Source organism: Calothrix sp. NIES-2100, from assembly GCF_963875285.1.
Classification (GTDB): Bacteria; Cyanobacteriota; Cyanobacteriia; order Cyanobacteriales; family Nostocaceae; genus Aulosira.
This window is the reverse complement of record NZ_CAWNLA010000001.1, coordinates 4,488,447-4,511,992: the sequence shown is the minus strand read 5'-3', so window position 1 is coordinate 4,511,992 and position 23,546 is coordinate 4,488,447. Positions and strand designations below refer to the sequence as shown.

The window sequence follows — 23,546 nt, the reverse complement described above, 5'->3', positions numbered from 1 at the left end:
AAAAATTATTTTAAGCAGCCCATTGATTCCATAGCTTTTGAATATTTATGAGCTACGTTACTGCCATATTCTTTGACTGAATTTTCTTCCCTAACATCACTAATCAACTCATCAGCAGGAATACCCACACCAGCAAAATGTATTTGAGCAGCACGTTCAATTAACCTGTCTCCACTAAAAGGCTTGACTGTAGATGGGTCAATTTGTTGCGATGCGGTTGACAATAAATTATTCGTTTCAATTTCAATTAAAGATTGCTGCTCGGTGGGTGAAAAGTACTGCATCATTTCCTCACCAGTCACTTCTTTACCTGTATCCAACTTGGTGAGGAATTGTGATCCACCAGATTTACTTGATATAATCTTCCTTACATCAGAACGATAGGACATCAATTCCATTGCACCCAGCGCTCGACCGCAATTACCATTCGAGTCACAAACATAACTACCCACAGCGTTGTAGTTATCTTCAGTACTCAACAGTGCATTACTCAAAGCATCAATATTAATACCTGATGAATGAAGCTTTTTACAATCACCTTTCGCTGCTGGTATTAAATTAGATAGCGCATTTCCAGATGTTATCGGAGGCTTATTAAAAGTAAATCCACTACTTTTTAATCCTGTGGGAGTAGAGACAGAATTTTTACTCTCATCAATAGCACCTAAAAATATCGGTTCTTTCTCCCTATAACTCATGAAAGGCACAGGGCCAATAAAGTAGGGTGTACATCCCAAATCAATAAAATTATTCCGCATACAAGCTCGGAAGAATAAAGCTTGGGTAATCATTCCATCTACTTCCGAGACATCCCATATAGCCACCTTGAACGCATCACCGAAAGGTTGTCTCCCTGTGGGTTCTTTTCCACTATTAACAGAACCCAAAATACCTTTACCACCTTTGACTAACTGATACTTACCGCTAACCCAAGCTTTACCGTTGACAGCAGGTGAACCAGATAATTCAGTATGGGAGCAATCTTGAGCGCATGGCACAGCAAAGCCTTCTTTATCGCTTCCTGAAATAGTACGATTTCGCTGTTGTTCGTTGGTTGCAAAAGCAATATCAACTATTCCGACTTCCGTACCTACAGGGTTGATGGGATTGGGGAACTGGGAAAATGGTACGTTTGCTAGTCCAGGTATTTCGTCAATGTAAACTCCTTGCCATTTTTCAAAACTACCAATGGGAGTTGTGGATAATCCAGGAATTGAATTCAGGTTGTAAGATTTTAAATTCAATGATGATAAACTTAATTTACCCAAGTGGGGAGATTGTTGTAGTAAATTTCCTATAGTTTGATTGGTATCGAAGGAATTGGATAAGTATTGATCAAGTAAATCAAGAACAGATTTAACGTCGGAAACATGAAATTCTTTTAAATCAGGAATAGCTTTCACCAAACTTTCTAAGGTTTGAAACTTCATCACACCAAAGCTTTCTAAGTTCAGTTTCTGTAAATCCAAGTCAACAATTTGGGCGATATCTGTAAGTGAAAACTTTTGGAGTTTCAAAGAATCTTGAAAATCACCTAGCATTGTAAATGAATTTGGCTTTTGTCCCGCATTCCAACTACGAGAGGGGTTATATCCCAATTTTTCTGTCACTCCTGGAGGTATTTGAAATGAGCCAGATTCGTTAATTGCTGGCATTTTAGAAAAAGTAATTTGGTTCCAATCTGGTAAACGGGTATTTTGCCAAGATATTGTGGGAATCTCTGGTTGTTTTGATATGCCTTGTTGCTGCCATGTAATGATAATTGCACTAAAGATTAATATTGATAGGCTTAATCCTGGCATCAATGCCAAATACTTATTTGAGAATTTCATTGTCTTTGAATAAATATTTTTTCAGAAAAATGTTAAATATTTAGCGTAAACTACCGATTTGTGAGTTACTTCCTAGCTCGATTAAGCGATTGACTAACCGTAAGGAAATTCCACTTCTACGAGCAGCATCATTGATTAAATATCCCGACTTTATTAACATCAAAAAACTCTTTACTCGTCTTTGTAAGCGAGAGTTAGGTAAAATTAAACGTTGTTGCTGGGCAATTTCTAGCCCCGAACTAATCACTTGTAGATTTGTGATATTGGTGGCGCTAGGCAAATTTCTAATTTCAGGTTCTTCTCTTAAACTTGGTGTAACCTCAACGATGTGATACTTAGGAACTGTATCGCCCATTGCTACGCGAAATACATAAACTCTTCGTCCAGAGTTACTCTTTGTTATTACCGTTAGCAAACTGCTATTTGTCTTGGGTAGTTGTGGTATTTTGAGCAGGTTGATTCGCCGTAAATGCAGTACAGTTGCACCTGATTGTTCGCACTCCTGTGCTAAACCTGATAGACAACCATCGACATCTAATGAAGCGAAAGCCGGATTATCCAGCCAAACTTTCTCGACTATCTCGCCACTCTTGATAAATGAAATATTCACCCCATAGCCGGATGACAATTCAATCAGAGGTATATTACTACTGTTACCAGTCGCTATATCTTGTGAAATATTCCTCACTCCTTTTTTTAAATAATTTTCACCTCTCGCTGATTGCCAAAAAACAGTAAAAGTCAGAACAGTCGAAATAACACTCAAATTTTGTAAAAAAGCCTTCATAACTAAAAGTGTTTACAACTGAAATGATTGATTAACAAAGACTTGAATATCTGTACCAGCACGGATGTACCACACTTCCTCTCGTTGCTGAATTTCTGCAAGTGCTTGTTGATTGCGCTGAAGAATTTGTTGAGTGAGCGGTTCAAATCCACCTTCTAAAACTGCTCCCAAAATATTTTCGCTACCTCCACTGATAGAAGAAAAAGTATTTGTACCACCTAACCAACTAGATGTTGATATTTGTTGAGATTTGGGTTGATTTAATACCTTACCGACTTTGGCAAGGGAACCTACTATAAATGTTTCAGCATCACGGGAAGCAATTTCTCCACCTTTGTCACTCCATTTCGATGCGATTAAAGGTTGACCGGAATTACCACGAATACTAATTGCTCCTGGTGGAAGCAGATATTCCTTACCATCAATTAAAACCTGTGTTGCTTCGAGTTGAACAAGTCCTGATTTTTGAATATCAGTCACCTGAGCAACAATTTGAGAACCTTTTGGTAAAGTGATCAAACAATCTTCTTTCGTTAAAGGTTCAATAAGTTGGATAACAAATTTTTCACCTGATGTTGTAGTTTGTGATTTGTTAGAAGAGTTATTAGTTGAATGTTTACTCCAAATTAGCGGAGTTACTAACTTTCCAGATGCAGATGCACCAACTTGTAATTGTTGTATCGGTTCGCCATTGATAACTGCTGCTTCTTCTGTATACAAGGGTTCAGGTTCAATGCTCTGAGTAGATGCTATTGAAACCAAGGTAGTACGGGGAATTTTTATTGATGAATTTGGTTGTTCATTGGTTATAGTATCCAAAGTTTTACCGTTTGCTGGCTCGTTAGTTATAGATGCAATTTGCGTATGACCATAACTGCCCAAGCGACTAATTTTTTCCCATTCCTCTATTGGGTCAACAGATTCTTTTGTGTTTGGAGATGCTGCGTTTATGGTGGCTTGAAATCTAGGAACAGAAGCAACACGAGGCAAATCATATCTACTGCTTTCTTGTATTGGGTTACGAACAGAAGAAACCTGGGCTGGGCGTACTTCTGCGTCAGAAATTCGATTAATCCGGTTGTTTGAATCATTCCTGTGAGAAACTTTGCGTTGAATTGTTGTTTTAAGGCTTTTAGAACGCTCCAGCGATTGCATTTTTTCTACTTGACTGCCTAAAGCTAATTCTCCTTTGAGCTTTCCTGTTTCTGTTTCTTGAGGATTTGCGTTATCAGCCATTTCTAGTTTTGGTTTGTCAGCTTCTTGATTAGCAATTGTTGGTGCTACTCTGGGTTTACCAAACATAATGCTATTTAAAACAGTTGCCCCAGCACCAAATACCACAAGCATAACCAATCCAACTGCGCCAAACTTTGCAAAGGGATTACCGTAGAATGTGGGCTGAGTTTTACCTATTTGGGGGTCATCAAATAGTTCATGAGTTGCAATTGTATTTTGAATAGATTCCTTATTTTCAGTCTCCGCAACTTCACTGCCAACAGATGTTTCTTCAGCAGAGGAGATTGAATTCTCTAGCTGACTTTGGTGATGAAAACCAAGTAATTGAGCCAGACTGGACTCATCCCAATTTGTACTTGACTCATAGCTTTGGTTTACATTATTCTCCTGCATTACAAATTCTCCTGTGCTAAATCCCGAATCGCATAAATTTCTAAGCCACTCGCACGCACCTGGTAAATTACTGCTGCTAAACCATCAACTTGATTTGGCGATTGTGGTGGGACAACTGCCCTAATAAATATTTCTTTATTAAATGGAATTATTTCCCCTAAATTGCTATTCTGAGCAAAAACTGTCAGGTTAGCAACCATTTTTACTTTCCATTTACCCTCGGAGATTTTTATTGGTGATTGAATTGAAAGCGGGACTAAAACTACTTGTGTCTTGCCTTGAAAAACTCCTGATGGTGTAATCGCAGCCAGCACTTTTAAAAACTCTTTACGGAAATCTTCTGATAACGCATAAGATGCTTGCCATGCTGCTGATGTAATCTTACTACCTCTAAATTCTCTGTTGCCAATATTTACACCGGGGTCAGGTTTTGGTTTAGCTGCTTCTTCAACAGTAGTAGGTGGTAGCGTTCCCGACCAATTCATCATCAAAGTCATTGTGTCAGAAACAAAATGCAGAATTACTTGAGGAGTGCGTTCTAGACTACCAATAGGTGCAACTTTAATTGCAGAACCTGTCTCTAGTTGTACTAAACTTGGAGGCGCTTTTTTATTTAACTGTGAATAGGAACCATACAATAATAAAAGTACGAAAAAAGTAATGAGGTGTAATCCAAAAGTACCTAAAGCAAATAATGCTAATGCGTCACCAGTTGAAACACTTTTTGAAGCACGATTTAAAAATCGCAATCGATTTTTTTGTGTAGACTCTGAATCTAAAATAGCCATAAACAATGTTTTAGGATTTATTAACTATCCTCATCACAACTGAAGAAAGCCCAAAACTCGCCAGACTGGAGAAACTTCTAAAAATTGCCATTCCTCCACCCGCAGCTAAAACTACAGATAAAATTGGGGCGAGAATACCAATTGCAAAAGCAAAAATCATTGGGTCGTTGTTGTTAGCATTCAGCACTATTGTGGCGACCAAACCAGAAATAATATTGAAACAAAGCTTAATCATTCCGACGGAAAAGAATCCTGTTAACCATGCAAAAATTGCTTTATTACCGACTGGGAGTAATGAACCTCCTACTGCAAGCGGGCCTAATAGGGCAGTCAGTAATAAGCAAACTTCGACTATCCATTGAAACGAGATCGCCAATGCTAGCAACCAACCCCGCACTGTTAGCTGAAAAATGTTGGTGTTAAAAAAATCGCTGACTCCTTTGAGCCAATCAGGGCGATTGTCGTTATCTAGCTGGGATTCTATGTCCTTAGCTTGCTTGGAAGCATTTTGAAGACATTGGGCTTGTTGCGTTGGGTCAGCGATCGCATTACATTGAGCGATCAATGATTGAATAGCATCTCCCTTTCCCGTCTTGAGCATGACTTGCTGATAAGCTTCTTGCAACTGAATAGAAGCAGATGTCGAAGCTAAAAGAGTTTGATTCGTTTGGTTAATAATTCCTCTAAGTCCTTGGGTGACGGCTGCTAATGGTTGAGCATTGTTGGCAAGTAGGACGATGACTACGATGGGCCAGATTATTTCTGTAAATCCCCTGGAACTGTCACCATCTATCATTTCTTTCGTCCATTGGACGATGAAAATTAGGAGAGTACCAACTGCGAAGAAGATGCCGAGATTTGCGATCGCACTATACAATCCTCCACTTAAAACATCGTTCCACAGCTTATCTATTGACTTGGCAACAGCTTCACTCGCAGCTACACCATCTTCGGTGATTGTGGAAGCTGCTTGTCCAGGGTTCGGCACTTGAGCTTGGGAAAGAATTAGTCCGTATCTCAAAAAATAGTAGAACATCCGGGTGCATCTTCAACTAAAATAGTCGTGCTTGAGATGCAGTTCTCAAATTGCTGAAGCCTTGACCTACAGTTTCTTTTTGACGTACTTGATTTTGACCATCCAATGAGCGGGAAATATTAGTCAAGTTAAGATTCGCCAAATCTTGAGATTGTTTTGATTTCAATCCATCAGTTCTCATTGCTCCTAAAATTCCGGCTATTTGGGTATTTTGTTGAGCCATCCTTTTCATCACATTTTGGGTAACAACATCATCTTGAGCAGCACTAGCATCAGCCTGAACTTGTTCAATCGAAGTTTGGGTTTTTTCAACTTGCTTTTTTGTAAGTTCTTGCCCTTCTTTACTCAAAGTTGTATCTGAATCAGCACGGGTAATTTGACGGTCAATTTCATTGGTTACTTTGTCAACGCTATTAACTGCGCTATTATTTGAAGCTGCAATCTCTTCAATTTTTTCTCTCGTTTCTGTTGCATCAGGTAAACCCAATGCCCCAACTGATTCATTAACTGCTGCTTGTAAATCTCCTTGTACAGATTTTGATAAATTACCTAATTTGCGAGAGACTATTGAGTTAATATATTTATCTAGAGAGCTTAATTGCTCTTGCCATTGCTCAAATACTTTTGCTAGGGGATTCGATATCTCTAATGCATCAGCACTTGAAACGCCAATTGTTGATATTATGGCTATGCCAACTATGCTTATTGTCAATTTATTGAGGTTGTTCATACTCTGAACTACTTTGTTTTTACTAGTTGCCTAGAAAGCTCTGTCAAAGCAACAAATTTATCTGGATACTTCGACAAAGCTTGTGTTCTCTGCTCTTGCTCTGAAGGATTATTTGCCACTACCGCTAATAAGTTAAATGCTGGATAATAACGACAAAAAGTAAATATTCCGTTATCATCCAGCAGCCATTGTGAATAAAAACCCTCCTTTTTAGGAAAGAAACTTTCTGTGGCATTACGAGAAATAATCTCCTGGGGATACTTCAAAATGCTTGTAAAACTATCAACAGCAGTCGGTTGAATACGTCCAATCAAACGAGTGGTTAAGTTTTGAAAAATCTTGGAACCTGATGGAGATTTTGCGATCGTATCGGGGTCTTGAGCGGATAAAATTACTCTGATTCCAGCTTTTGCACCATTGGCACAAAGTCTGCCAACCAAGGCGGAGATCGCATCAAATTCAAATAAAATTGGGCTTTCATCAATGAAAAAGATGCTTGCCGGAGATGCTAAAGCTCTTCGTAATGCAGCACTGTAAGCACTCAGACTCAAAATTGCTGCATCTTCATCGTTGGAAAGGTTACGTAATGCAAATATCAATAGTCGTGCATCGCTGCGGAAAGTGGAAGGTTGCGCCAATGCTTGTCCCACTCGGCTAGAAAGCCAGAATCGTAAACGCAGCCTTATAGTTTCCAAACCTGCTTTGATATCGCCAGTTAGGGAATCTAAGCGTAATCGTTCGTGGGAGCAGAAACTTAGAAAGTCTTGCAATGTCGGCATTACAGACCATTCATCCGAGCCAAAGCCGTTAGTGTATGCAGCCGCATAGCGATCGCGGATTAAATCATCACTAAAAAATGCTTTCAAAGCCAAAGCAATAAGCGATCGCACGTTATCTGTAAGCACATTCGATTCCTGACTACCTCTGCGGTTTCCTGAAACCATTGCCAGGATCGCATTAGCGAGAAAATCTTTATAATCCTCAAATCTTTCCTGCTGCAACTTTGGTGGTAAATCCCGTAAATTTGGTAACTCGAACAAGTTACTTGATTCCTTCCCAATATCGAAATATGCACCATCCTTACCCATAAATTGGGTGTAGTCCGTAAAAGTGCTAGTTCCATCTGGTTTCGGATAATCCATTGCTACCACAGGCATTCCATGAGCCAAGGCTTGCGTAATAATCCCCGATGCCAAAACACTTTTGCCTGCACGGGTGGTAGCCAATAATCCCAAGTTTTTGTGTTGGTTGTACAAATCGAGAAATACTGGCGTTCCTCCTTCTTCTGCGATTAACTCAAAACCGCTACTATCCCAAGCTTTGGTTCGCACTAGTGGCATCAATCCTGGTACTTCACCACTTAAGTAAAGCAACCTACGATTAAAAGGTGCAGTCATTAAGCGTTCCCAAACTACTGGTAAAGTTTGTAACCAAATTCGCCAGGGATATTCGGTTTCTCTAACAACCCAAGCTGGACGCAGAAAGCAGGATTGCAAGTAACGGCAAGCTTCGTCTAATTGTTCGCGGGTTTTGCGGTATACCAAAAATACTGTCGCTACGTGAATGGGAACAGCACCTTCATAAAGTTCCTCTTGTGCAGCAACAGATTTTTTGATGTTAAGTAGCGATTTTACATCAACTGAGTTTTTATTCTGTGCAAGTGCGGCTGATGTGTTTGCCTGTTTCGTCAAACGCTGCATATTAGTTTTCACCAACGTTTCCGAAGCTCGCATCAACTGACAGTAAATCTCGGTGTCATAAACTCTTTCTCTTGATAAAACCTCCCATAAATAATTCATTTGTCGTTCTTTATCCGCCCAACCACCGGGTTTATTTACAAAAGTAAGGGCTGCAATGTATTTTTCTTTGAGATGTACCCAACATCTATCTGCAATAGGAATGGAGGATTCGGACTCCATGAGGAAAGATGTGGGGGCGACATCTGAGTAAATTTCCTCTCGCAGTCCGTTTTCATCGAGAATTAAAAGTTGGGGAATTGGACGGGGTGGTGTGTTGTTAAATCGCTGCCATAGTTCTGACCAAAGTTTATCGGCATTCATTGGGTGGATATCTAGCCCCATTTTGTTTGATAGTAATTGCTCCCATAATTGGAATCCGTCAGTAAAAGATGCGTGTAATAATCGTTCGATGGCGATAAATTGTAGTTCGTTGATTTCTCCTGTAAATGATTTCCAAGAACGCTCTAATTTTGAGAGGATTTTTTCAATTGCATCACTTGTACCAGTGCTATTGGTTTCAACTGTGTAGGTGCAATAAAGACGTAGCTTTTTCGGTTTGCGAACTCCTTGAATCGTGAGTTTTTGTGTCCTACAGCGTTCTCCTAGCAAGAGATATTGCAGTTCTTTGTTAGGGGCAATATCGCTCAAATTCTTCAGTTGTTGCTGTCGTGATGTGTCGTTGGTAAACGAACTAAGATGGATGGTTAAACGTTCCCCGGATGGTAAATCCTTCAATCCTGATTCAATCGCATCAAACACGGGGTCAATTTGTTCGTTGCGTAATGTGGAATGAATACCTGTACATTCAAATCCAAATTGAATCAAAAAATTGTCAACACCTTTGCGTAGAAGATAAGCACCAATTGAACGCCCTTGTAGATTTATTTGCAACATTGTCACTAGTGCAAATGCATCTTCAAGAGGTGTTAGTCGAATTTTTCTCTCTCCATTTTCTACAATCCGTTTACCAACTTTTGATTTGATACTCACATCGCAACCTACTATTTTCTAATTTGATTCTCTGGTTTCGGATTAGTGATAGTTGAATCTACAATCGGCTGGTATAAACAGCGAATCCTTGTCCAATGGGGAGTAGCAACAAATTTGGATAAAATACGCCAAGCGCCATTGGCTGTAAGTATCCACCAAGTTGCAATTCCCCAAGCTGCTGCTGCACAAGTCCAAACCCAATTCAGTCTAAATAAACCATGTGCCAAGTAGTAAGAAAGTCCACAAATTATTGCCCAAGGGATTAATTGATCTGATGGAAATAGTCCAATATTTGGTACTTTTCCCACTGTGCCATTAACTTTACGGTATTTTGATTTATCCTCCATAGTTTTATCCTCCAGTTTTAGTTCAGGTTCCAGTACCACCTCCAATAATTAAATTTGCCAGAATATCACCCATTGTCACCGCAATCAAAATAATCATCGGTGTCCGGGCTAAATTTTGCCAATCTTCATCCTGACGAGCTGCTTGGACAACACGTACCAAAGAAATTCCCAAGTACAGTATGAATAATCCTCTCAGGACGTTAAACGATAAAGTAATTGCTTCTTGAGCACCTGTAAATTGCCCTGTCATCCAAGTTTCTGCATTTTGCAAAAATTGTGCTTGTACGGTCGTTGAAAGAGCATCTAGAAGTAAGAATGCACCCAAAACTGTTAATGCAGATGAAGTTATTTTGTATTTTCCAGAAAATTTGGCGATGGTATGGAATAAACCGTCCAACTCGCGCCGAAAAAATATTGCGCTCGTTCCCAATGTCGAAATAGCCAATGTCGTAATTCCAATCAAACTTGGGTTAATGACTACATCTATGATTGTTGTGGTAGTTGCCGTCAGGATTAACCCAGATGAACGAGCGTGATTTCCTTGACGTAAGTCACAATCTTTGGACGGTTTCGAGAGCATAGGAATCAAAAAAAATTCTATATCCATAATTAACTTTCGATTGATTGCATTTACATCAACCAATTGCCGGATATTTAACTCATATGTTTATAGGGTTAAATAATTTATTTATTGAGTCAAAATATTGACTTTTAATTTATGTATAGATACCCAAAAAATAGTTATTGCGTATAATTTTATCTTCAAAAAGTATATTATTACGTGGTTATTTTGATAAAAATTTACTAGCAAATACCCGTAGTATACATAGAAATATATTTTATCTTTGGAAGCAAAAGGCAAGAGGAAAACTGACCTCTGACAAATGCTGTGACTCGAGAGAACAAGAGTTTAAGACCCCCACTGAACGAAGTTCAGTGGACTCAGAACATGAGGGGTTAGAATCCCTTTCTGTTTTGTCCCTTCTGCCTCCTGCCTCCTTTAATTGTCTATATTGCTGGAAGGACAGTAACTTAAATATTTAAACTTACAACTTCCTGTGGTATGCCCACAAACAGGACAAGGATTTTTTTTGCTGGAATGCTTGCCTTTTTTCGCAGTTCCTGGCATGAGTTTCAGCTCTTGAATACGGCAATTTTAGCTAGCCAAAGTATAGAAATGAAGTTCTTTTGTTATAAAATTGGCTCAATTGGAGATTTATAGCTATTTTTTAGACCTTTAAGGGTATTTTCGCCGATTGGGCAGCTTGTAAAAGATGATGACAAGTCCAGTCCACTAAAGTCATTCCTGATGCTCGTGCTGCGTCCTCAAACATTGTTTGTAAGTGCAATGGCAATGTGAGTGTGAAATACGAGTTCTTTGGTAGAGATTGACAACTGTCAGATTCACTTACATTCCAGCGATATTGCCATCCAAGACATTCCTCGCCTCTTGTTTGAGCATCCTTCTCTAGAAAGCTCAACAAACCGAATTTATAGCAATAGAAGGTGTGGTTATCCTTCACCTGTTCTTTACTGCAAAATTGACAATTCCAACAACTGCGTTTAGGGTCATCTGTTTGTTTTGCACTTTGGGATGGATGTGCTTTTATCAGTTTGGTTGCTGCATCCACACTTTGCTCATTTAAGGCTTTTCGTAAATCACTAGCGGATTTGTCATTACCTTGTTGTCGGAGCTTATCTATTGCTGTGACTACCTTTTTAGCCTTGGAATAGTTACGACCACTACCTAAACCTACAAGCTTTGCTACTTGATCGCGGGTTTGTCCTGGAGACGATACAGGAAAATTTTCCTGAAGCGTTGTTTCTGCACTCCTGCCTAATTTTTTATTAGTAGTAGCTGCTGCTATTTGTTGTCGTTGCTTGGCTTTGGCTTTTTCGATTCGTTCCCAAGCAATGGCTTCACGCACTTTTTGTTCGTTCGTTTTTTTGCGGGCAGCATTTTCCAACAATAGCGCTTCTATTTCAGCTTCTTGATGAGGAAATTCTCTTACTTCGACTGGAATGCGATTCCAACCCAATAACAGTGCAGCTTTCCAATAAGGATGTCCGTTAACGATGGTATTTTCAATGGTTATCAGTAGTGGTCTAGGGTACTGAGCGTTTTTAATTAATCCCATCACATCAGAAACATCCTCTGCTTCTCCATAAATCGACAAATACAACGGATGGGGTTTTATCGAGTTGGGGTCAACTGATTGAAAAATTGAATTGGGTTGGGAAGTCACACTCATAGAAACCCTTATTTTGTAAAGAATTGCCAAAAATCCTGATGCCAGTTACTCTTCACGTCATCAGAAATGCCAGATGTAGTAAAGTAAAATCGAGATAGTTCTCTGGCCCAATAGCTATGAAAATCTTGCCGCTTCATCAAATCCGGAAAAATCTGCCAGCCTCACCAGCTGTTTCTTGGTTGAGTGGCAAGATTAGGTGGGGAAAAATCGCCCCACAAGATCCAAACTCCAACCCAAATATTCCTTTGTGATGGGGCGATTTTTCCGGAGGCTGGCAGATTTTTCTAGGTTTTTACCCAACCCTTCCTCGTCCTGTGTCATGGATTGGCATAGTTAAACGCAATTAGTATAAAAAGTTCATAAGTCTCAAAAACGAGGCATCTGACTTTTTATAACTACGCAAAAATCTCGATTGACTGATTATTTAGTCATATATGTCTAATTAGTTGGACACTTATTCTTAGTAATTTACCGCATTAGGTACGCTCTGATTAGCTTTGACACTAAAATCACACCGAAAAAGTATAAAATCTTAATATGGCAACCAAGGCAGAAAGATTAGCGGAACTCATTAAAGGGCTACGAGGTGCTACATCACAACGTCGTTTCTCTCAACAGTTGGGTGTGAGTAAATCTTGCGTTAATTTCTGGGAATCTGGCTTGGCTTTCCCTGATACTGAAAATCTTGAGAAGCTGGCAGCTTTAAAAGGATGGACGCTGGCAGAATTGCAAACCTACCTGGTAAAAGGAGAGTTGCCGTCTGACGATACATTACAGCAGATTATTACTAAATTGCGATCGCTCCCCACTGAGGCTGTGGTTCAAGTAGTTTCTGTGGGAGTAGAAACCTTAGCAAGCAGAAGCCAGTCTGTACAGGCAGTTATTAAGTAAGTTTGACTTGGGTGAATAGTAGTGATGCCAGCCTTGACATAATTTATGCTCAGTAAAGTCGTTTTTGGCAATATAACTCAGTCGCTTTCTGACGACAGTTTAGTTACGATACAACAGTTTCTAGCAACGACAGTTTTAAATCATCGTCATCTTGATGAATGGATACAGGTAACTGCAAAGTGGTGATACTGGATGAACGAAAACTTTTTTTCAGTGGCTTTGATAGACAGTTTTGCAGCTTGACTAATCGACGCTGCAAGGAGATTCCTTTGTCAGCGATCAAAATGCGTACTGCCAAAGCACGGGTTTTTCTGCTCTTCATCATGATTTGATTGTGTGAGTGTTCAGTAATTTTTGCCTAGTGCGGTAGTCGTGTTTAAATACACGAATGCTTCCCTGTATGAGAAATAATTGAACGATTTCCTTTGTTGCGTTTGATACTTATTACAAGATTTTGCCTAGCCTAAATCCTAAAAAAATCTACCAAAAGTAATAAATAGTGTTGAATAATTTATTGCTCTCTCTTTGGGTAGATGCATGAAGTATATTCTTGACTGAGACATTGTGTATATTTTATACAAGCATTTAACAGAAGATTTTCAATAGAACTACACAAACTAATATGTGGTTAATTGTCAAAGATGATTTTTCTAATTTACACTAAAAATATATATAACAAGAACTTACGTAACACTTGTGAGCAAGGATATTCACCTTGTATTCTTCATCTAAAAATCGAACAAAATTTAATTAATAATTCATTCTAAAATCTATCTTGAAAAAATACAGGTTACAATCGAATGTGTAAATAATGAAACATCTTACATGAACAGTATTATTTTTATCTTAGTGATATAGGTAGCAAATTAATTTTCTATAATTGCTGAAAGCTATTTGCAGCAAGATACTAATGAATTAGCAATTCAGGATACTAGAATGTCATAAAATTTCAGTGTTCGGTTATTATTTATCACTTTAACTACTTAATTTTAAAAAGCATATGTGATCCTTGATCGCCCTAAGACCTTCTCTAAAAGGTTTCACATTACATAAATATCATTGAGCTTAAGTATTAAAAAAATTAAAGCAGAAGCATAATATACATCTTGAGAAAAATCTAATTATTTTAGATCCAAAAAAAATTGTCAAAAAATAGATAAATTATGTATAAATGAAGCAAAGTGCAGGGTTCATCTACAACAGCTTCACTTAAGAGATTCAAGTTGTGCCTTTTGTCTAAATGATAGTTACATCTCAAAGTGTCGGGAGCATCATCGCATAGCGTTGCCGGATAGGGACATTGTGTATTGAAATTATCTCACTTTGAACGTGGGGCTAAATTTGGCATTCGATTATAGAGTTTACCTTTGATGCAACCAATGGAGTATCATTTCGTCTCTACCTCTAAAATTCAAGAGCGTTTAGGTATTTCTGCAAAAGCTCTGGCTGAGTATATCAACAGAGGATTACTAATCGCAGGAGTACATTTCTCTGTTCTTCCTGGAGGACATAAGCGCTATAACGTAGAGTTGTTAACTGACTGGCTTGCTAACCAGCAAGATCCTACTTCCCATCAACGGGCTATAGATTACTATCTCAAGTCATTGCCTTGCAATCAAGCAAGGAAACGAGCTAACTAAGAAAATCGTGAGTTTTGGGTTGGTGAATTACAATCCCAGCATATGAATCTAGGAGCACTTTAACATCGTGCCCTGTGGACTGAGCAATCACCACAGGATTTTCACCATTTTGAAGCCAATGGGAAATTAATGTAGAACGAGTTGTGTATGGTTTTCGATATGGAACTTTTACTGATTGCAATATTGCTTTCCATACTCGTTTGCAAAAATTATTATCGTTCATTGGGCCACCTTTCGGTGCTGGGAAAACTAAAGCTTCGTCTTTCCATTGCGATCCACGCCGATTCAGCAAAATCTCCTGCACACGTTGAGAAAGTTTTACATATCTAGCCTTCTCATTTTTTGTATCCTTACGTGTTCCTCTGACAAAGGATTCTCCAATCCACATTACAGAGCAATCGTCTGAAAGGTGCTTCCACTGTAGCCCGATCGCTTCTCCAGGTCTACAGCCAGTCAAAAACATGAACTCCACATAGTCTGCATAGTGGCAATAGTGTGGGTGATTACGAAAGCCTTCAAGAATTGCCAGACATTCTTGTTTAGTAAAAGGTTTTGGGCGAGCTTTTGGGGGAACTTTTAATGCTGAAAGTACTTCAGCCCAAGGGTTGGGGTTGCTTTCTCTAAGCATCTTCTGTTTGATTGCCCAATTCCAACAGGACTTCAAAACCGATAAGCGATCGCGAACTGTAATCGGCTTTTGTCGTTCCAAAAGAAATTGCTTAAACTTCTCAGCATGTGTTTCGTTAATGTCGTGTGCAAGCTTATTTTTGAAAACTTCGCTTAGGTGATCGGCAATGATTTTGTACTTAGTCAGCGTTTGGGTATCTAAAGAACTACGTTTGCTGTCGGTAAATCGTTCCATTAACTCTGACGCATTTAAACGGTCGGTTCTTTGATCATCTGGTTTGTACTTGTTGAGAGTGCGGTCGAAGTTGTTGCTGATAATATCATTAGCGATAGTAGCTGCTTTGCTGGTAGCTACGTTACGAGCTGTAACTCCATCTGGTAGCCCCAAGTATAGATAGTAAGCTTTTCCTTCGTATAACCAATACAGTCTCAACCGACCGTTGCTAGACTGAACCTTGACTAATTCTTTGCTGGATTTGCGTGGCATATTTGCCCCGATTCTAGATAATCTTTATCTAGTAATTATCTAGGATTATCCAGATTTGCCACATTTTCAGCTATAATTATTGACAATAGAGGCATCTAAAATTCCTGGTTCAAAAACCTGGAAACCCTACGCCTGTATAGATTTGAGCTTAATGGAGAATAGGAGACTCGAACCCCTGACCTCTGCGGTGCGATCGCAGCACTCTACCAACTGAGCTAATTCCCCTTATTTTAAGATTTTGGTTATCCTAATCTTTTTTTTCACCATTTTTTATTATATCATTACTCTGCCTTTGATTTTAACTCTTTTTGAGAAAAAATTTCTATCACTCGTTCTAGTTCCAAATCTGTCAGATAATCCACAGTCCAGTTACAGCAACGCTGTAGCATATGAAATGGGTACGTATTCGCCACACCCAATACCTGCATTTGCGCTGCTTTTGCGGCTTGGATACCTGCGGGGGTATCTTCAATGGCTAAACATTCCTGTGGTTGCAGATTTAAATCAGGGTATTTTTGGTTGAGACGTTTTACAGCCAAGAGATAACCATCGGGTTTTGGTTTGCTGGTAGTGATATCATCACCAGCGACTATCACAGAAAAATGTTCGGCTAGGTTAGCGCCCTCCAGTACTAAATCTATTTCCTTGGCAATTGCACCACTAACTAGCCCTAATTTGAGATGGCGCGAACGCACTTGAAATATCAAGTCGTCTAAACCTGAATACAAAGGCAATTTTTCTAATTTCTCTAGTTCTAAGATATAGTTCTGCGCCTTGCGGTTGAGTAACTGAGTTAAATATTCTTCACTGACGACTCTACCACGATTATCTAACAATTCTTGGAAAAAAGCGCGATCGCTCCTTCCTAAAGAAGCTTGACGCTCTTTGTCACGTAGGGGTTGGAGATTTTCCGCAATCAAAATCTCATCGATCAATTTCAGGTGGATTCGCTCATCGTTAATGATAACACCATTAAAATCAAATAAAACTGCTTTTAAACTCATGCTCTTATGCCAAAAACTGGGGAACCTAAATCCTCCAAATCACTGCTATCTGTGGATTTTGATACGTACTGACGAACTTTTTTGTGAATAGTGACATCTGCTTTAGACAAAGGTTTAACGCCGCTATTTACCTGATGTATCCACCAAACATCCTGGGTGGGTAAGGTTGCAAATCCGGCTTTACCCATACTTTCATCCAGATTAAAAGTGGCATACTCGCGAAGATATGGCTCCTCAATAACATCATTGAGCCATTCTAGCTGACGCAGGGCCTTTTGATGACTATCTAAAATCAATAGTTGTCCACCTACTACGAGTAAACGAAAACATTCTTGCACAATTGCTTGGGATACAGTCGTAGGGATTTCCCGAAATAGTAAACTAGTTGTGACTAAATCAAAAGCCGCATCAGGGAAGGCTGTTTTTTGTGCATTACCATGTCGCCAAAGTATATCTAAACCAGCACTTGTGGCTTTATGATCTGCTATAACCAACATATAAGCAGATAAATCTAATCCGATTACCTCCGCTTGGGGGAAAGCGTGTTTCAACATCAAGGTAGTCGAACCTGTACCGCAACCCAAGTCAAGTATGCGTCGGGGTTGAACCTGAATTGCATTAATCAAAGCTTGACGTACCAGGGTTTCGTTAGGCGGCAACAGGTATTGCATAATTGCATCGTAGGAAACTACTACCTTGGGATTGAGATAACCGCCCTCAATGCCGCGAAATTTATGGTTACTGTAGTAAGAGGGAATGACAACATCGGATCGTTGAAAGCGATCGCTCTGTTTTTTCCAGTCTATACTTAGTGCATAACGTTCTAACCCCTCTTCATCAATCAAAAATCGGACTACAGGGGATAAAAAACGTTCCCAGAATAGATTTTGCGGAATCGCCATAGGATTGGGCTGTTACAACCACGGTAATATTCTTTACAAATTTTAATATATTTCTCGCGATCGCAGTTGCTTATTGCTTAAGTTGACAGATGTAAATCATGTATACTACATTTGTAGTATATCAGTTAAAGCTGCAAAAAACTGCAACAGCCTCCAGAACCTTGAGGAAGCCAAGCAAAAACCCACAAATAATGTAAATTTATACAATTTATCATGACCAATAACCGTGATTTTACTTTACATTTCCAACTACACTGACAAAACTCGAAATAACGAAAATTATGCCCTACGAAAAGTTAGAAATTACTACCCCAACACCAGTATTATCTTGGGCGAATCACCCTTTAGGGACAGATGAAACCAAGATGGCGAAGAATGTAGCCTCATTGCCATTTGTCTTTAAACACGTAGCATTGATGCCAGATGTGCATTTAGGTAAAGGTGCTTTAGTTGGTTCTGTACTAGCCACAAAAGAAGCCATTATTCCTGCTGCTGTAGGGGTCGATATTGGTTGCGGAATGGCTGCGATCAAAATGCCATTTACTGGTGAAAAACTAGAAGGAAAACTAAAGAAAATTCGCTTAGATATTGAAGCAGCAATTCCTACTGGATTCAACGAAAACAAAGAGGTTGAAAAATCTGTTACTAATTGGCAACGTTGGAGTGATTTTAAAGATTTGCATCGCGGTGTGCAAAATCTTGAAAGTAAAGCGATGAAACAAATGGGTTCTCTGGGAGGGGGTAAAAGATTGCTCCTTACTGTAGTAATGCAGTAATCAAAACTCGTCCAAATCGGTGAAGGCTGAGATTGCTAATACCGAGGGAAGCGGTAAAACGCCCCGTAGAGAGCAGAGGGACTTGAGCATCCTATTTATTTAGGATGAAGGTGTGCTCCGAACTATACCGAATAAGAAGGTATAGAATCAAGCAGAAATGACTTGATCGATTGCAAATTTCATCTATGATATTATGGTTTCATGTAACCCACTGATATCAATCTCGACAATCCCTATTACGCCTACTTATTTGGGTTCATTCAAACTGATGGTCATCTGTACAATAACACTCGTGATCGAGGTCGTCTAAGTATAGAAGTCAACAAGAGAGATGAACATATATTGTGGGCTTTCAAGAGTCTAGTACCGTTTCATTCTTCAATCACTGAGCGTGTACGTAACACTAACTTTAGTGCTAATCATACATCAGTTATTTGGAGAGTTTATGATAAACGATTTCGAGATTATCTTGAATCATGGGGTTTATCAAATGGTTGTAAGTCGGAGTTAATCAAACCTCCTAGTTGTAGCTTCTCAAAAGTAGATTACTTTAGAGGTCTCATAGACGGAGATGGATCACTAGGGCTGACTTCCAAAGGGTTTCCCTTTCTCTCTTTGGTTACTTCTAGCTCACATATTGTTGTTGAGTACAGAGAATTAATTAGCCAAATTACTGGCAAAGTCAAGACTTCTAAGAGAAATACTAGAGATAGCATTTACAACATAGTCGTGTACAAAGAAGATGCTCAACTATTAGCAAAGCATTTGTACTACGATGGCTGTCTAGCTTTAACTAGAAAGCTCATCAAAGCTAATGAAGTCTTAAGTTGGAGCCGTCCTCCTAATATGAAGTGTATCAAGAACCGAAAATCTTGGACACCTGAAGAAGATGAGTACATTACTAACCATTCAGTTGAGTGTTCGATGAAAGTGCTAGGCAGAAGTCGAAACAGTATTGAAATAAGACTGTGGAGATTAAATAAGCAAAGCAAGCAATCAGTAACAAATTGAACCATTTTATCGAGGTTTGTCTCGATACAGAGAACTACGTTTGGTTGATGCTGCATTCTGGTTCGCGCAACATTGGCAATAATTTAGCCCAGTGCCATATTAATTCAGCTAAAGAATTAGCAAAAATGGTAGGTAATAACTTACCCGATCCAGATTTAGCGCATTTTGTAGCTGGTACACCAGAATTTGAGGCTTACTGGAATGATTTACAATGGGCGCAGGAATATGCGCGTTTCAATCGTGATGTAATGATGGCAAGATTTAAGCGCATTATCGAAAAACATCTGACAGGAGGTAAAGCAACTAAACCCTTATTACAAGTAAATTGTCATCACAATTATGCCGAAAAGGAAGTACATTTTGGCGAAGATGTGTATGTTACTCGTAAAGGTGCAGTTCGTGCCCAAATTGAAGACTATGGGATAATTCCTGGCTCAATGGGAGCGAAATCTTTCATTGTTAAAGGTAAAGGTAATGCTCATAGTTTCTGTTCTTGCAGTCACGGTGCAGGGCGTTTGTTGTCTAGAAATAAGGCAAAAAATGTCTACACACTTGATGATTTAATTGAGCAAACTAAGGGTGTAGAATGCCGGAAAGATGAGGATATCTTAGATGAAATTCCCGGTGCTTATAAGCCGATAGAACAAGTAATGGCAAATCAAGCAGATTTGGTTGAAGTTGTAGCCACACTCAAGCAAGTCTTGTGTGTTAAGGGATAAATTACGTAAGGGCACAGGATTGCTGTGCCCTTTTGATAATTTAATATTCAAAGTGTGTATTTAATTTAAATGAAATACACTGTAAATAAATGATTGTTTTAAGCGAATCTACCGAACAAATAGAAGCATCCGCCAGCGCGAATGAAAATAAATTCATGACTGATGCTGCTCAAATATTGGGCTTCAAAGTCTACCATATACCGAGAGATTTTGAACGTTGTGGCACAGCAGAAAATGCTTTATGGCATATTCCTGAATATGCTCAAGAAACTGCTGGAATTTGGGTAGGATATATTCCTGAGTTAGAGCGGTACGAAGCTATATATCAAGCGGCTTTGGCTAAGAAGATAAAATTACTCAACACTCCGTTAGAGCATCAGACAGCACTAGAATTTGATTTGTTTTACCCGCATTTACAAGGATTAACGCCCGATAGTGTAGTTATTACATCGACGCAGGAATGTATCAAAGCAGGTGAATTATTAGGATTTCCTGTATTTATTAAAGGCGCGGTGCAATCAAGAAAGCAACAAGGATGGGAGTCTTGCGTAGCGAATAATCAAGACGAATTAGTCAAGTTAACAGAATGGTTATTAAAACTCAAATATGGTTCACGAGGTAGAGTGATTGTCAGAAAGTTAGTGAAGCTGCGATATCGACGTTTAGCGCCTAATGGTTTTCCTATGGGAAGAGAATTTAGATGCTTTATTTATAATCATCAAATTCTCAATTATGGATATTATTGGGATGGTAAGGATGATTTGAGCAAGTTATCTCCACAAGAAGAAAAGCAAGTTTTAAACTTGGCACTTCTAGCATCTGAACGTCTTGGAGTTCCCTATGTGGCAATTGATATTGGGCAATTAGAAACTGGAGAATGGATTGTAATAGAAACAGCAGATGCTCAATTTGCTGGGATTTGTCACATTCCTGCACTTGAATTATGGAGTAAATTAAAAGATATTTATTAAAGCATATAGGGGAAATTAATATTCAGAGATGAACCGCCAAGTACGCCAAGTACGCCAAGGAAGATAAAAGTACTCATTATGTGAAAGTTTATAGAAAATTGGTATTATATATTTTGTTATTTTATTAGGAATATATAACTATTTATGATACCCCGTGTCAGAGCGCCAGAACTACCACAAAATTATTCTTGGTTTAATACAGAGAAACCATTATCTATTAAACAACTCAAGGGTAGAGTTATAATATTAGATTTTTGGACATACTGTTGTATTAACTGTTTACATATCTTACCAGACTTGAAATATTTAGAACAAAAATATCAAGATAGCCTGACAGTTATTGGTGTCCACTCTGCGAAATTTGATAATGAAAAAGAAACGGAAAATATTCGTCAAGCAATATTACGCTATGACATCGAACATCCTGTTATAGTAGATAGTGGTTTTCGGGTTTGGCAAGAATATGCTGTACGTGCATGGCCTACCTTGATGATTATTGATCCTGAAAGTTATGTCATTGGTTATGTTTCTGGTGAAGGACATCGTGAAGCTTTAGATGAACTAATTACCAAGCTAATTCAAGAACATCAACAAAAAGGTACAATTAATTTCCAAGAACTCAGTCTGAATTTAGAAAAACAACGCCAACCATTAATTACACCTCTGGCTTTTCCTGGTAAAGTTTTAGCGACTTCAGCAGGTTTATTTATTGCTGATTCTGGACATCATCGTTTAGTGATGAGTAGTTTTGCTGGGGAAATTCTGCATGTAATTGGTACAGGGAAATCTGGTTTAATTGATGGTAATTTTAGTGAGGCACAATTTTCTGCACCTCAAGGAATGGTATTTGATGCAGATGAACAAATTCTTTATGTTGCTGATACAGAAAATCATGCTTTACGGCGAGTGGATTTGCAGCGCCAGGTTGTAGAAACGATTGCGGGAACTGGTGAACAAAGTCGGAATATTCGTCCTCATGGTGGCGCTGGTTTGGAGATTCAGTTAAATTCTCCTTGGGATTTGGTAAAGGTAGGAAATACCCTGTTGATTGCAATGGCGGGAAATCATCAAATCTGGGAAATGGATTTAGCAACTGGGGTAATTAAAACTTATGCTGGTATGGGTGCAGAAGCTTGTATTGATGGTTCGTTGAATGAATCTGCTTTTGCTCAACCTAGTGGTATTAGTAGTAATGGCGAAGAGTTATTTATTGCTGACAGTGAAGTAAGTTCAATTCGCGGTGTGGGAATAGTGGAACCGCGTTTAGTGAGAACGGTGTGCGGTAGTGGTGATTTATTTGGCTTTGGCGATGTGGATGGACAAGGTGAAAATGTGCGGTTACAGCATTGTTTGGGGGTGGAGTATTCTGAGAATTATTTATGGGTAGCTGATAGTTACAATCATAAGATTAAATTAGTGAGTCCTAGCACGGGGAATTGTCAAACAATTTTGGGTGATGGTGCGATGGGTTTGCAGGATGGTGTGGGGAAGAATACGCGATTTTTTGAACCTTCGGGATTGAGTGTTATGGGGTCAAATTTATATATTGCTGATACTAATAATCATGTAATTCGCTGTGTGGATTTGAATAAGTTTGAGGTGACGACGTTGAAGTTTAAGAGTTTGTGTGCGCCGGATGTTTGTGTGCCGGCTAATTTGTAGGATTATGTTTCACGCAGAGGCGCGCAGGGTAGTACAAGAACCCCACCCCCAACCCCCTCCCCGCAAGCGAGGAGGGGGCTATGATATATCTCATGTGATGAGGAAAAGCTATAAAGTAAAAATAATTCAAGGTGCGTTAGCCTTCGGCATAACACACCCTAAGAATTGTTGATTAGAGTTTTAAAGCTATATCTTCCAACTTCTCATTAGTAATTATAAATTTATCTGCCTTGATACCTTTAGGAGTATCGAATAGTAAATCTATAGAACGAGCTTCACCTGGAGCAAAAGGTTTACCTGCCAAATTAATATCATATTTGCTCTCTCTCTCTTTAGTATCGTATTTGTTGCCTTTTGAGTCAACTAACTTTGAAAGTACAAGATAAACCCATGCATCTTCTTGTCGTTGTCTTTTACCACTTGTGTTTTTAAGGGTTACGGAAACCACTGTCCAAACTTCGGCTGCTTCATATGTTCGGTACTTTCCTTCAATTTTCTGTCCTGCATATTTAATACCTGTAACTTTAATTTCCCAACCTTTAAGATTAACTTTGCCTTTGACTGCTTTTGAAGTTGCTTCAACTTTAGGAGTATCAGCAGCATTTGCTTGAGATGATGAAGGCTCTACTTTTGCTTACTGCGAAGGTGTACAGGCTGAAATTATCAGTAATAATGCTGCAATAGATAGGTATTTAAGGTTCTTCATGCTTGCACTCTGGTTAGATA

Annotated in this window: 20 protein-coding genes, 1 tRNA gene and 3 pseudogenes; 7 read left to right on the top strand and 17 right to left on the bottom strand. The window is 39.0% G+C overall.

The annotated features are described in order from the left end of the window. Window positions 1-5: 5 nt before the first annotated feature. The 11 genes from AACU32_RS18480 to AACU32_RS18430 form a co-directional block, all read right to left on the bottom strand. On the bottom strand, window positions 6-1,832 hold the full coding sequence (locus tag AACU32_RS18480; RefSeq protein WP_096602126.1) for a hypothetical protein: 1,827 nt from the start codon (window positions 1,830-1,832) through the stop codon (window positions 6-8). Window positions 1,833-1,872: 40 nt separating this feature from the next. Next, window positions 1,873-2,520: a hypothetical protein gene (locus tag AACU32_RS18475; protein ID WP_339378054.1), complete on the bottom strand. Its 648-nt coding sequence runs from the start codon at window positions 2,518-2,520 to the stop codon at window positions 1,873-1,875. Window positions 2,521-2,631: 111 nt separating this feature from the next. Further along, window positions 2,632-4,248 (bottom strand): TrbI/VirB10 family protein, encoded by a 1,617-nt coding sequence (locus AACU32_RS18470; RefSeq protein ID WP_096602122.1) that lies wholly within the window; start codon window positions 4,246-4,248, stop codon window positions 2,632-2,634. Next, a complete protein-coding gene (locus tag AACU32_RS18465) occupies window positions 4,248-5,036 on the bottom strand; it encodes a hypothetical protein (RefSeq protein ID WP_096602121.1) in 789 nt (262 codons plus the stop codon). The genes AACU32_RS18470 and AACU32_RS18465 overlap by 1 nt, the downstream gene beginning before the upstream one ends. 10 nt (window positions 5,037-5,046) lie before the next feature. After that, window positions 5,047-6,072 (bottom strand): hypothetical protein, encoded by a 1,026-nt coding sequence (locus tag AACU32_RS18460; protein ID WP_096602119.1) that lies wholly within the window; start codon window positions 6,070-6,072, stop codon window positions 5,047-5,049. A gap of 16 nt (window positions 6,073-6,088) precedes the next feature. Further along, a complete protein-coding gene (locus AACU32_RS18455) occupies window positions 6,089-6,802 on the bottom strand; it encodes a hypothetical protein (protein WP_096602117.1) in 714 nt (237 codons plus the stop codon). Window positions 6,803-6,810: 8 nt separating this feature from the next. Then, entirely contained in the window at window positions 6,811-9,531 is a 2,721-nt protein-coding gene (locus tag AACU32_RS18450; RefSeq protein ID WP_096602115.1) for a hypothetical protein, read from the bottom strand. 11 nt (window positions 9,532-9,542) lie between these two features. After that, window positions 9,543-9,878, bottom strand: coding sequence for a hypothetical protein (locus AACU32_RS18445; protein WP_096602113.1), 336 nt, complete (start codon window positions 9,876-9,878; stop codon window positions 9,543-9,545). A gap of 22 nt (window positions 9,879-9,900) precedes the next feature. Continuing rightward, window positions 9,901-10,485, bottom strand: a complete 585-nt coding sequence (locus tag AACU32_RS18440) for a hypothetical protein (RefSeq protein ID WP_339378052.1) — start codon at window positions 10,483-10,485, stop codon at window positions 9,901-9,903. A 622-nt stretch (window positions 10,486-11,107) separates the two neighbouring features. After that, complete coding sequence (locus AACU32_RS18435; RefSeq protein ID WP_096602109.1) at window positions 11,108-12,130, bottom strand: ParB/RepB/Spo0J family partition protein; 1,023 nt, start codon at window positions 12,128-12,130, stop codon at window positions 11,108-11,110. A gap of 192 nt (window positions 12,131-12,322) precedes the next feature. Beyond that, a complete protein-coding gene (locus tag AACU32_RS18430) occupies window positions 12,323-12,451 on the bottom strand; it encodes a hypothetical protein (RefSeq protein WP_339378051.1) in 129 nt (42 codons plus the stop codon). Between the two features lie 216 nt (window positions 12,452-12,667). Between AACU32_RS18430 and AACU32_RS18425 the strand changes: the two genes are divergently transcribed. Further along, complete coding sequence (locus tag AACU32_RS18425) at window positions 12,668-13,021, top strand: helix-turn-helix domain-containing protein (protein WP_096602103.1); 354 nt, start codon at window positions 12,668-12,670, stop codon at window positions 13,019-13,021. 103 nt (window positions 13,022-13,124) lie between these two features. Here the strand turns inward: AACU32_RS18425 and AACU32_RS18420 are convergent, their stop codons facing one another. Next, entirely contained in the window at window positions 13,125-13,346 is a 222-nt protein-coding gene (locus AACU32_RS18420; protein WP_339378049.1) for a hypothetical protein, read from the bottom strand. A gap of 1,054 nt (window positions 13,347-14,400) precedes the next feature. Between AACU32_RS18420 and AACU32_RS18415 the strand changes: the two genes are divergently transcribed. Next, complete coding sequence (locus AACU32_RS18415) at window positions 14,401-14,661, top strand: hypothetical protein (protein WP_045872712.1); 261 nt, start codon at window positions 14,401-14,403, stop codon at window positions 14,659-14,661. On the opposite strand, the gene AACU32_RS18410 is transcribed toward AACU32_RS18415, so the two are convergent. From AACU32_RS18410 to AACU32_RS18395, 4 genes are all read right to left on the bottom strand, one after another. Further along, on the bottom strand, window positions 14,654-15,775 hold the full coding sequence (locus AACU32_RS18410; RefSeq protein WP_096602099.1) for a tyrosine-type recombinase/integrase: 1,122 nt from the start codon (window positions 15,773-15,775) through the stop codon (window positions 14,654-14,656). The genes AACU32_RS18415 and AACU32_RS18410 overlap by 8 nt on opposite strands. Before the next feature lie 152 nt (window positions 15,776-15,927). Continuing rightward, window positions 15,928-16,000 (bottom strand) — tRNA-Ala (locus AACU32_RS18405). Window positions 16,001-16,056: 56 nt separating this feature from the next. Then, complete coding sequence (locus AACU32_RS18400) at window positions 16,057-16,779, bottom strand: HAD family hydrolase (RefSeq protein ID WP_096602097.1); 723 nt, start codon at window positions 16,777-16,779, stop codon at window positions 16,057-16,059. Then, the gene (locus AACU32_RS18395) at window positions 16,776-17,681 is read right to left on the bottom strand and encodes a class I SAM-dependent methyltransferase (RefSeq protein WP_096602095.1); all 906 of its coding nucleotides are present in this window, start codon (window positions 17,679-17,681) and stop codon (window positions 16,776-16,778) included. The genes AACU32_RS18400 and AACU32_RS18395 overlap by 4 nt, the downstream gene beginning before the upstream one ends. Window positions 17,682-17,962: 281 nt before the next feature. Here AACU32_RS18395 and AACU32_RS18390 point away from each other — a divergent pair. The 5 genes and pseudogenes from AACU32_RS18390 to AACU32_RS18370 all read left to right on the top strand — a co-directional run. Next, a pseudogene (locus tag AACU32_RS18390) lies at window positions 17,963-18,436 on the top strand (RtcB family protein); the annotation flags it as partial. Window positions 18,437-18,799: 363 nt separating this feature from the next. After that, window positions 18,800-19,468, top strand: a complete 669-nt coding sequence (locus AACU32_RS18385; RefSeq protein WP_096602093.1) for an LAGLIDADG family homing endonuclease — start codon at window positions 18,800-18,802, stop codon at window positions 19,466-19,468. After that, window positions 19,468-20,187, top strand: a pseudogene (locus AACU32_RS18380) (RtcB family protein); the annotation flags it as partial. The gene AACU32_RS18385 and the pseudogene AACU32_RS18380, both read left to right, overlap by 1 nt. A gap of 89 nt (window positions 20,188-20,276) precedes the next feature. Further along, window positions 20,277-21,158, top strand: coding sequence for an ATP-grasp domain-containing protein (locus AACU32_RS18375; protein WP_096602091.1), 882 nt, complete (start codon window positions 20,277-20,279; stop codon window positions 21,156-21,158). Between the two features lie 144 nt (window positions 21,159-21,302). Then, window positions 21,303-22,820, top strand: coding sequence for a thioredoxin-like domain-containing protein (locus AACU32_RS18370; protein WP_096602089.1), 1,518 nt, complete (start codon window positions 21,303-21,305; stop codon window positions 22,818-22,820). A gap of 172 nt (window positions 22,821-22,992) precedes the next feature. On the opposite strand, the pseudogene AACU32_RS18365 reads toward AACU32_RS18370, so the two are convergent. Next, a pseudogene (locus AACU32_RS18365) lies at window positions 22,993-23,358 on the bottom strand (DUF4352 domain-containing protein); the annotation flags it as partial. Between the last annotated feature and the right edge of the window lie 188 nt (window positions 23,359-23,546).

Bases quoted from the DNA above. Each gene is read 5' to 3' on its own strand.
- AACU32_RS18430 (WP_339378051.1), bottom strand. From the start codon at position 12,451: ATGACACAGGACGAGGAAGGGTTGGGTAAAAACCTAGAAAAATCTGCC.
- AACU32_RS18445 (WP_096602113.1), bottom strand. From the start codon at position 9,878: ATGGAGGATAAATCAAAATACCGTAAAGTTAATGGCACAGTGGGAAAA.
- AACU32_RS18465 (WP_096602121.1), bottom strand. From the start codon at position 5,036: ATGGCTATTTTAGATTCAGAGTCTACACAAAAAAATCGATTGCGATTT.
- AACU32_RS18435 (WP_096602109.1), bottom strand. From the start codon at position 12,130: ATGAGTGTGACTTCCCAACCCAATTCAATTTTTCAATCAGTTGACCCC.
- AACU32_RS18370 (WP_096602089.1), top strand. From the start codon at position 21,303: ATGATACCCCGTGTCAGAGCGCCAGAACTACCACAAAATTATTCTTGG.
- AACU32_RS18420 (WP_339378049.1), bottom strand. From the start codon at position 13,346: ATGATGAAGAGCAGAAAAACCCGTGCTTTGGCAGTACGCATTTTGATC.
- AACU32_RS18400 (WP_096602097.1), bottom strand. From the start codon at position 16,779: ATGAGTTTAAAAGCAGTTTTATTTGATTTTAATGGTGTTATCATTAAC.
- AACU32_RS18395 (WP_096602095.1), bottom strand. From the start codon at position 17,681: ATGGCGATTCCGCAAAATCTATTCTGGGAACGTTTTTTATCCCCTGTA.
- AACU32_RS18375 (WP_096602091.1), top strand. From the start codon at position 20,277: ATGATTGTTTTAAGCGAATCTACCGAACAAATAGAAGCATCCGCCAGC.
- AACU32_RS18470 (WP_096602122.1), bottom strand. From the start codon at position 4,248: ATGCAGGAGAATAATGTAAACCAAAGCTATGAGTCAAGTACAAATTGG.
- AACU32_RS18480 (WP_096602126.1), bottom strand. From the start codon at position 1,832: ATGAAATTCTCAAATAAGTATTTGGCATTGATGCCAGGATTAAGCCTA.
- AACU32_RS18460 (WP_096602119.1), bottom strand. From the start codon at position 6,072: ATGTTCTACTATTTTTTGAGATACGGACTAATTCTTTCCCAAGCTCAA.
- AACU32_RS18440 (WP_339378052.1), bottom strand. From the start codon at position 10,485: ATGGATATAGAATTTTTTTTGATTCCTATGCTCTCGAAACCGTCCAAA.
- AACU32_RS18410 (WP_096602099.1), bottom strand. From the start codon at position 15,775: ATGCCACGCAAATCCAGCAAAGAATTAGTCAAGGTTCAGTCTAGCAAC.
- AACU32_RS18425 (WP_096602103.1), top strand. From the start codon at position 12,668: ATGGCAACCAAGGCAGAAAGATTAGCGGAACTCATTAAAGGGCTACGA.
- AACU32_RS18455 (WP_096602117.1), bottom strand. From the start codon at position 6,802: ATGAACAACCTCAATAAATTGACAATAAGCATAGTTGGCATAGCCATA.
- AACU32_RS18415 (WP_045872712.1), top strand. From the start codon at position 14,401: ATGGAGTATCATTTCGTCTCTACCTCTAAAATTCAAGAGCGTTTAGGT.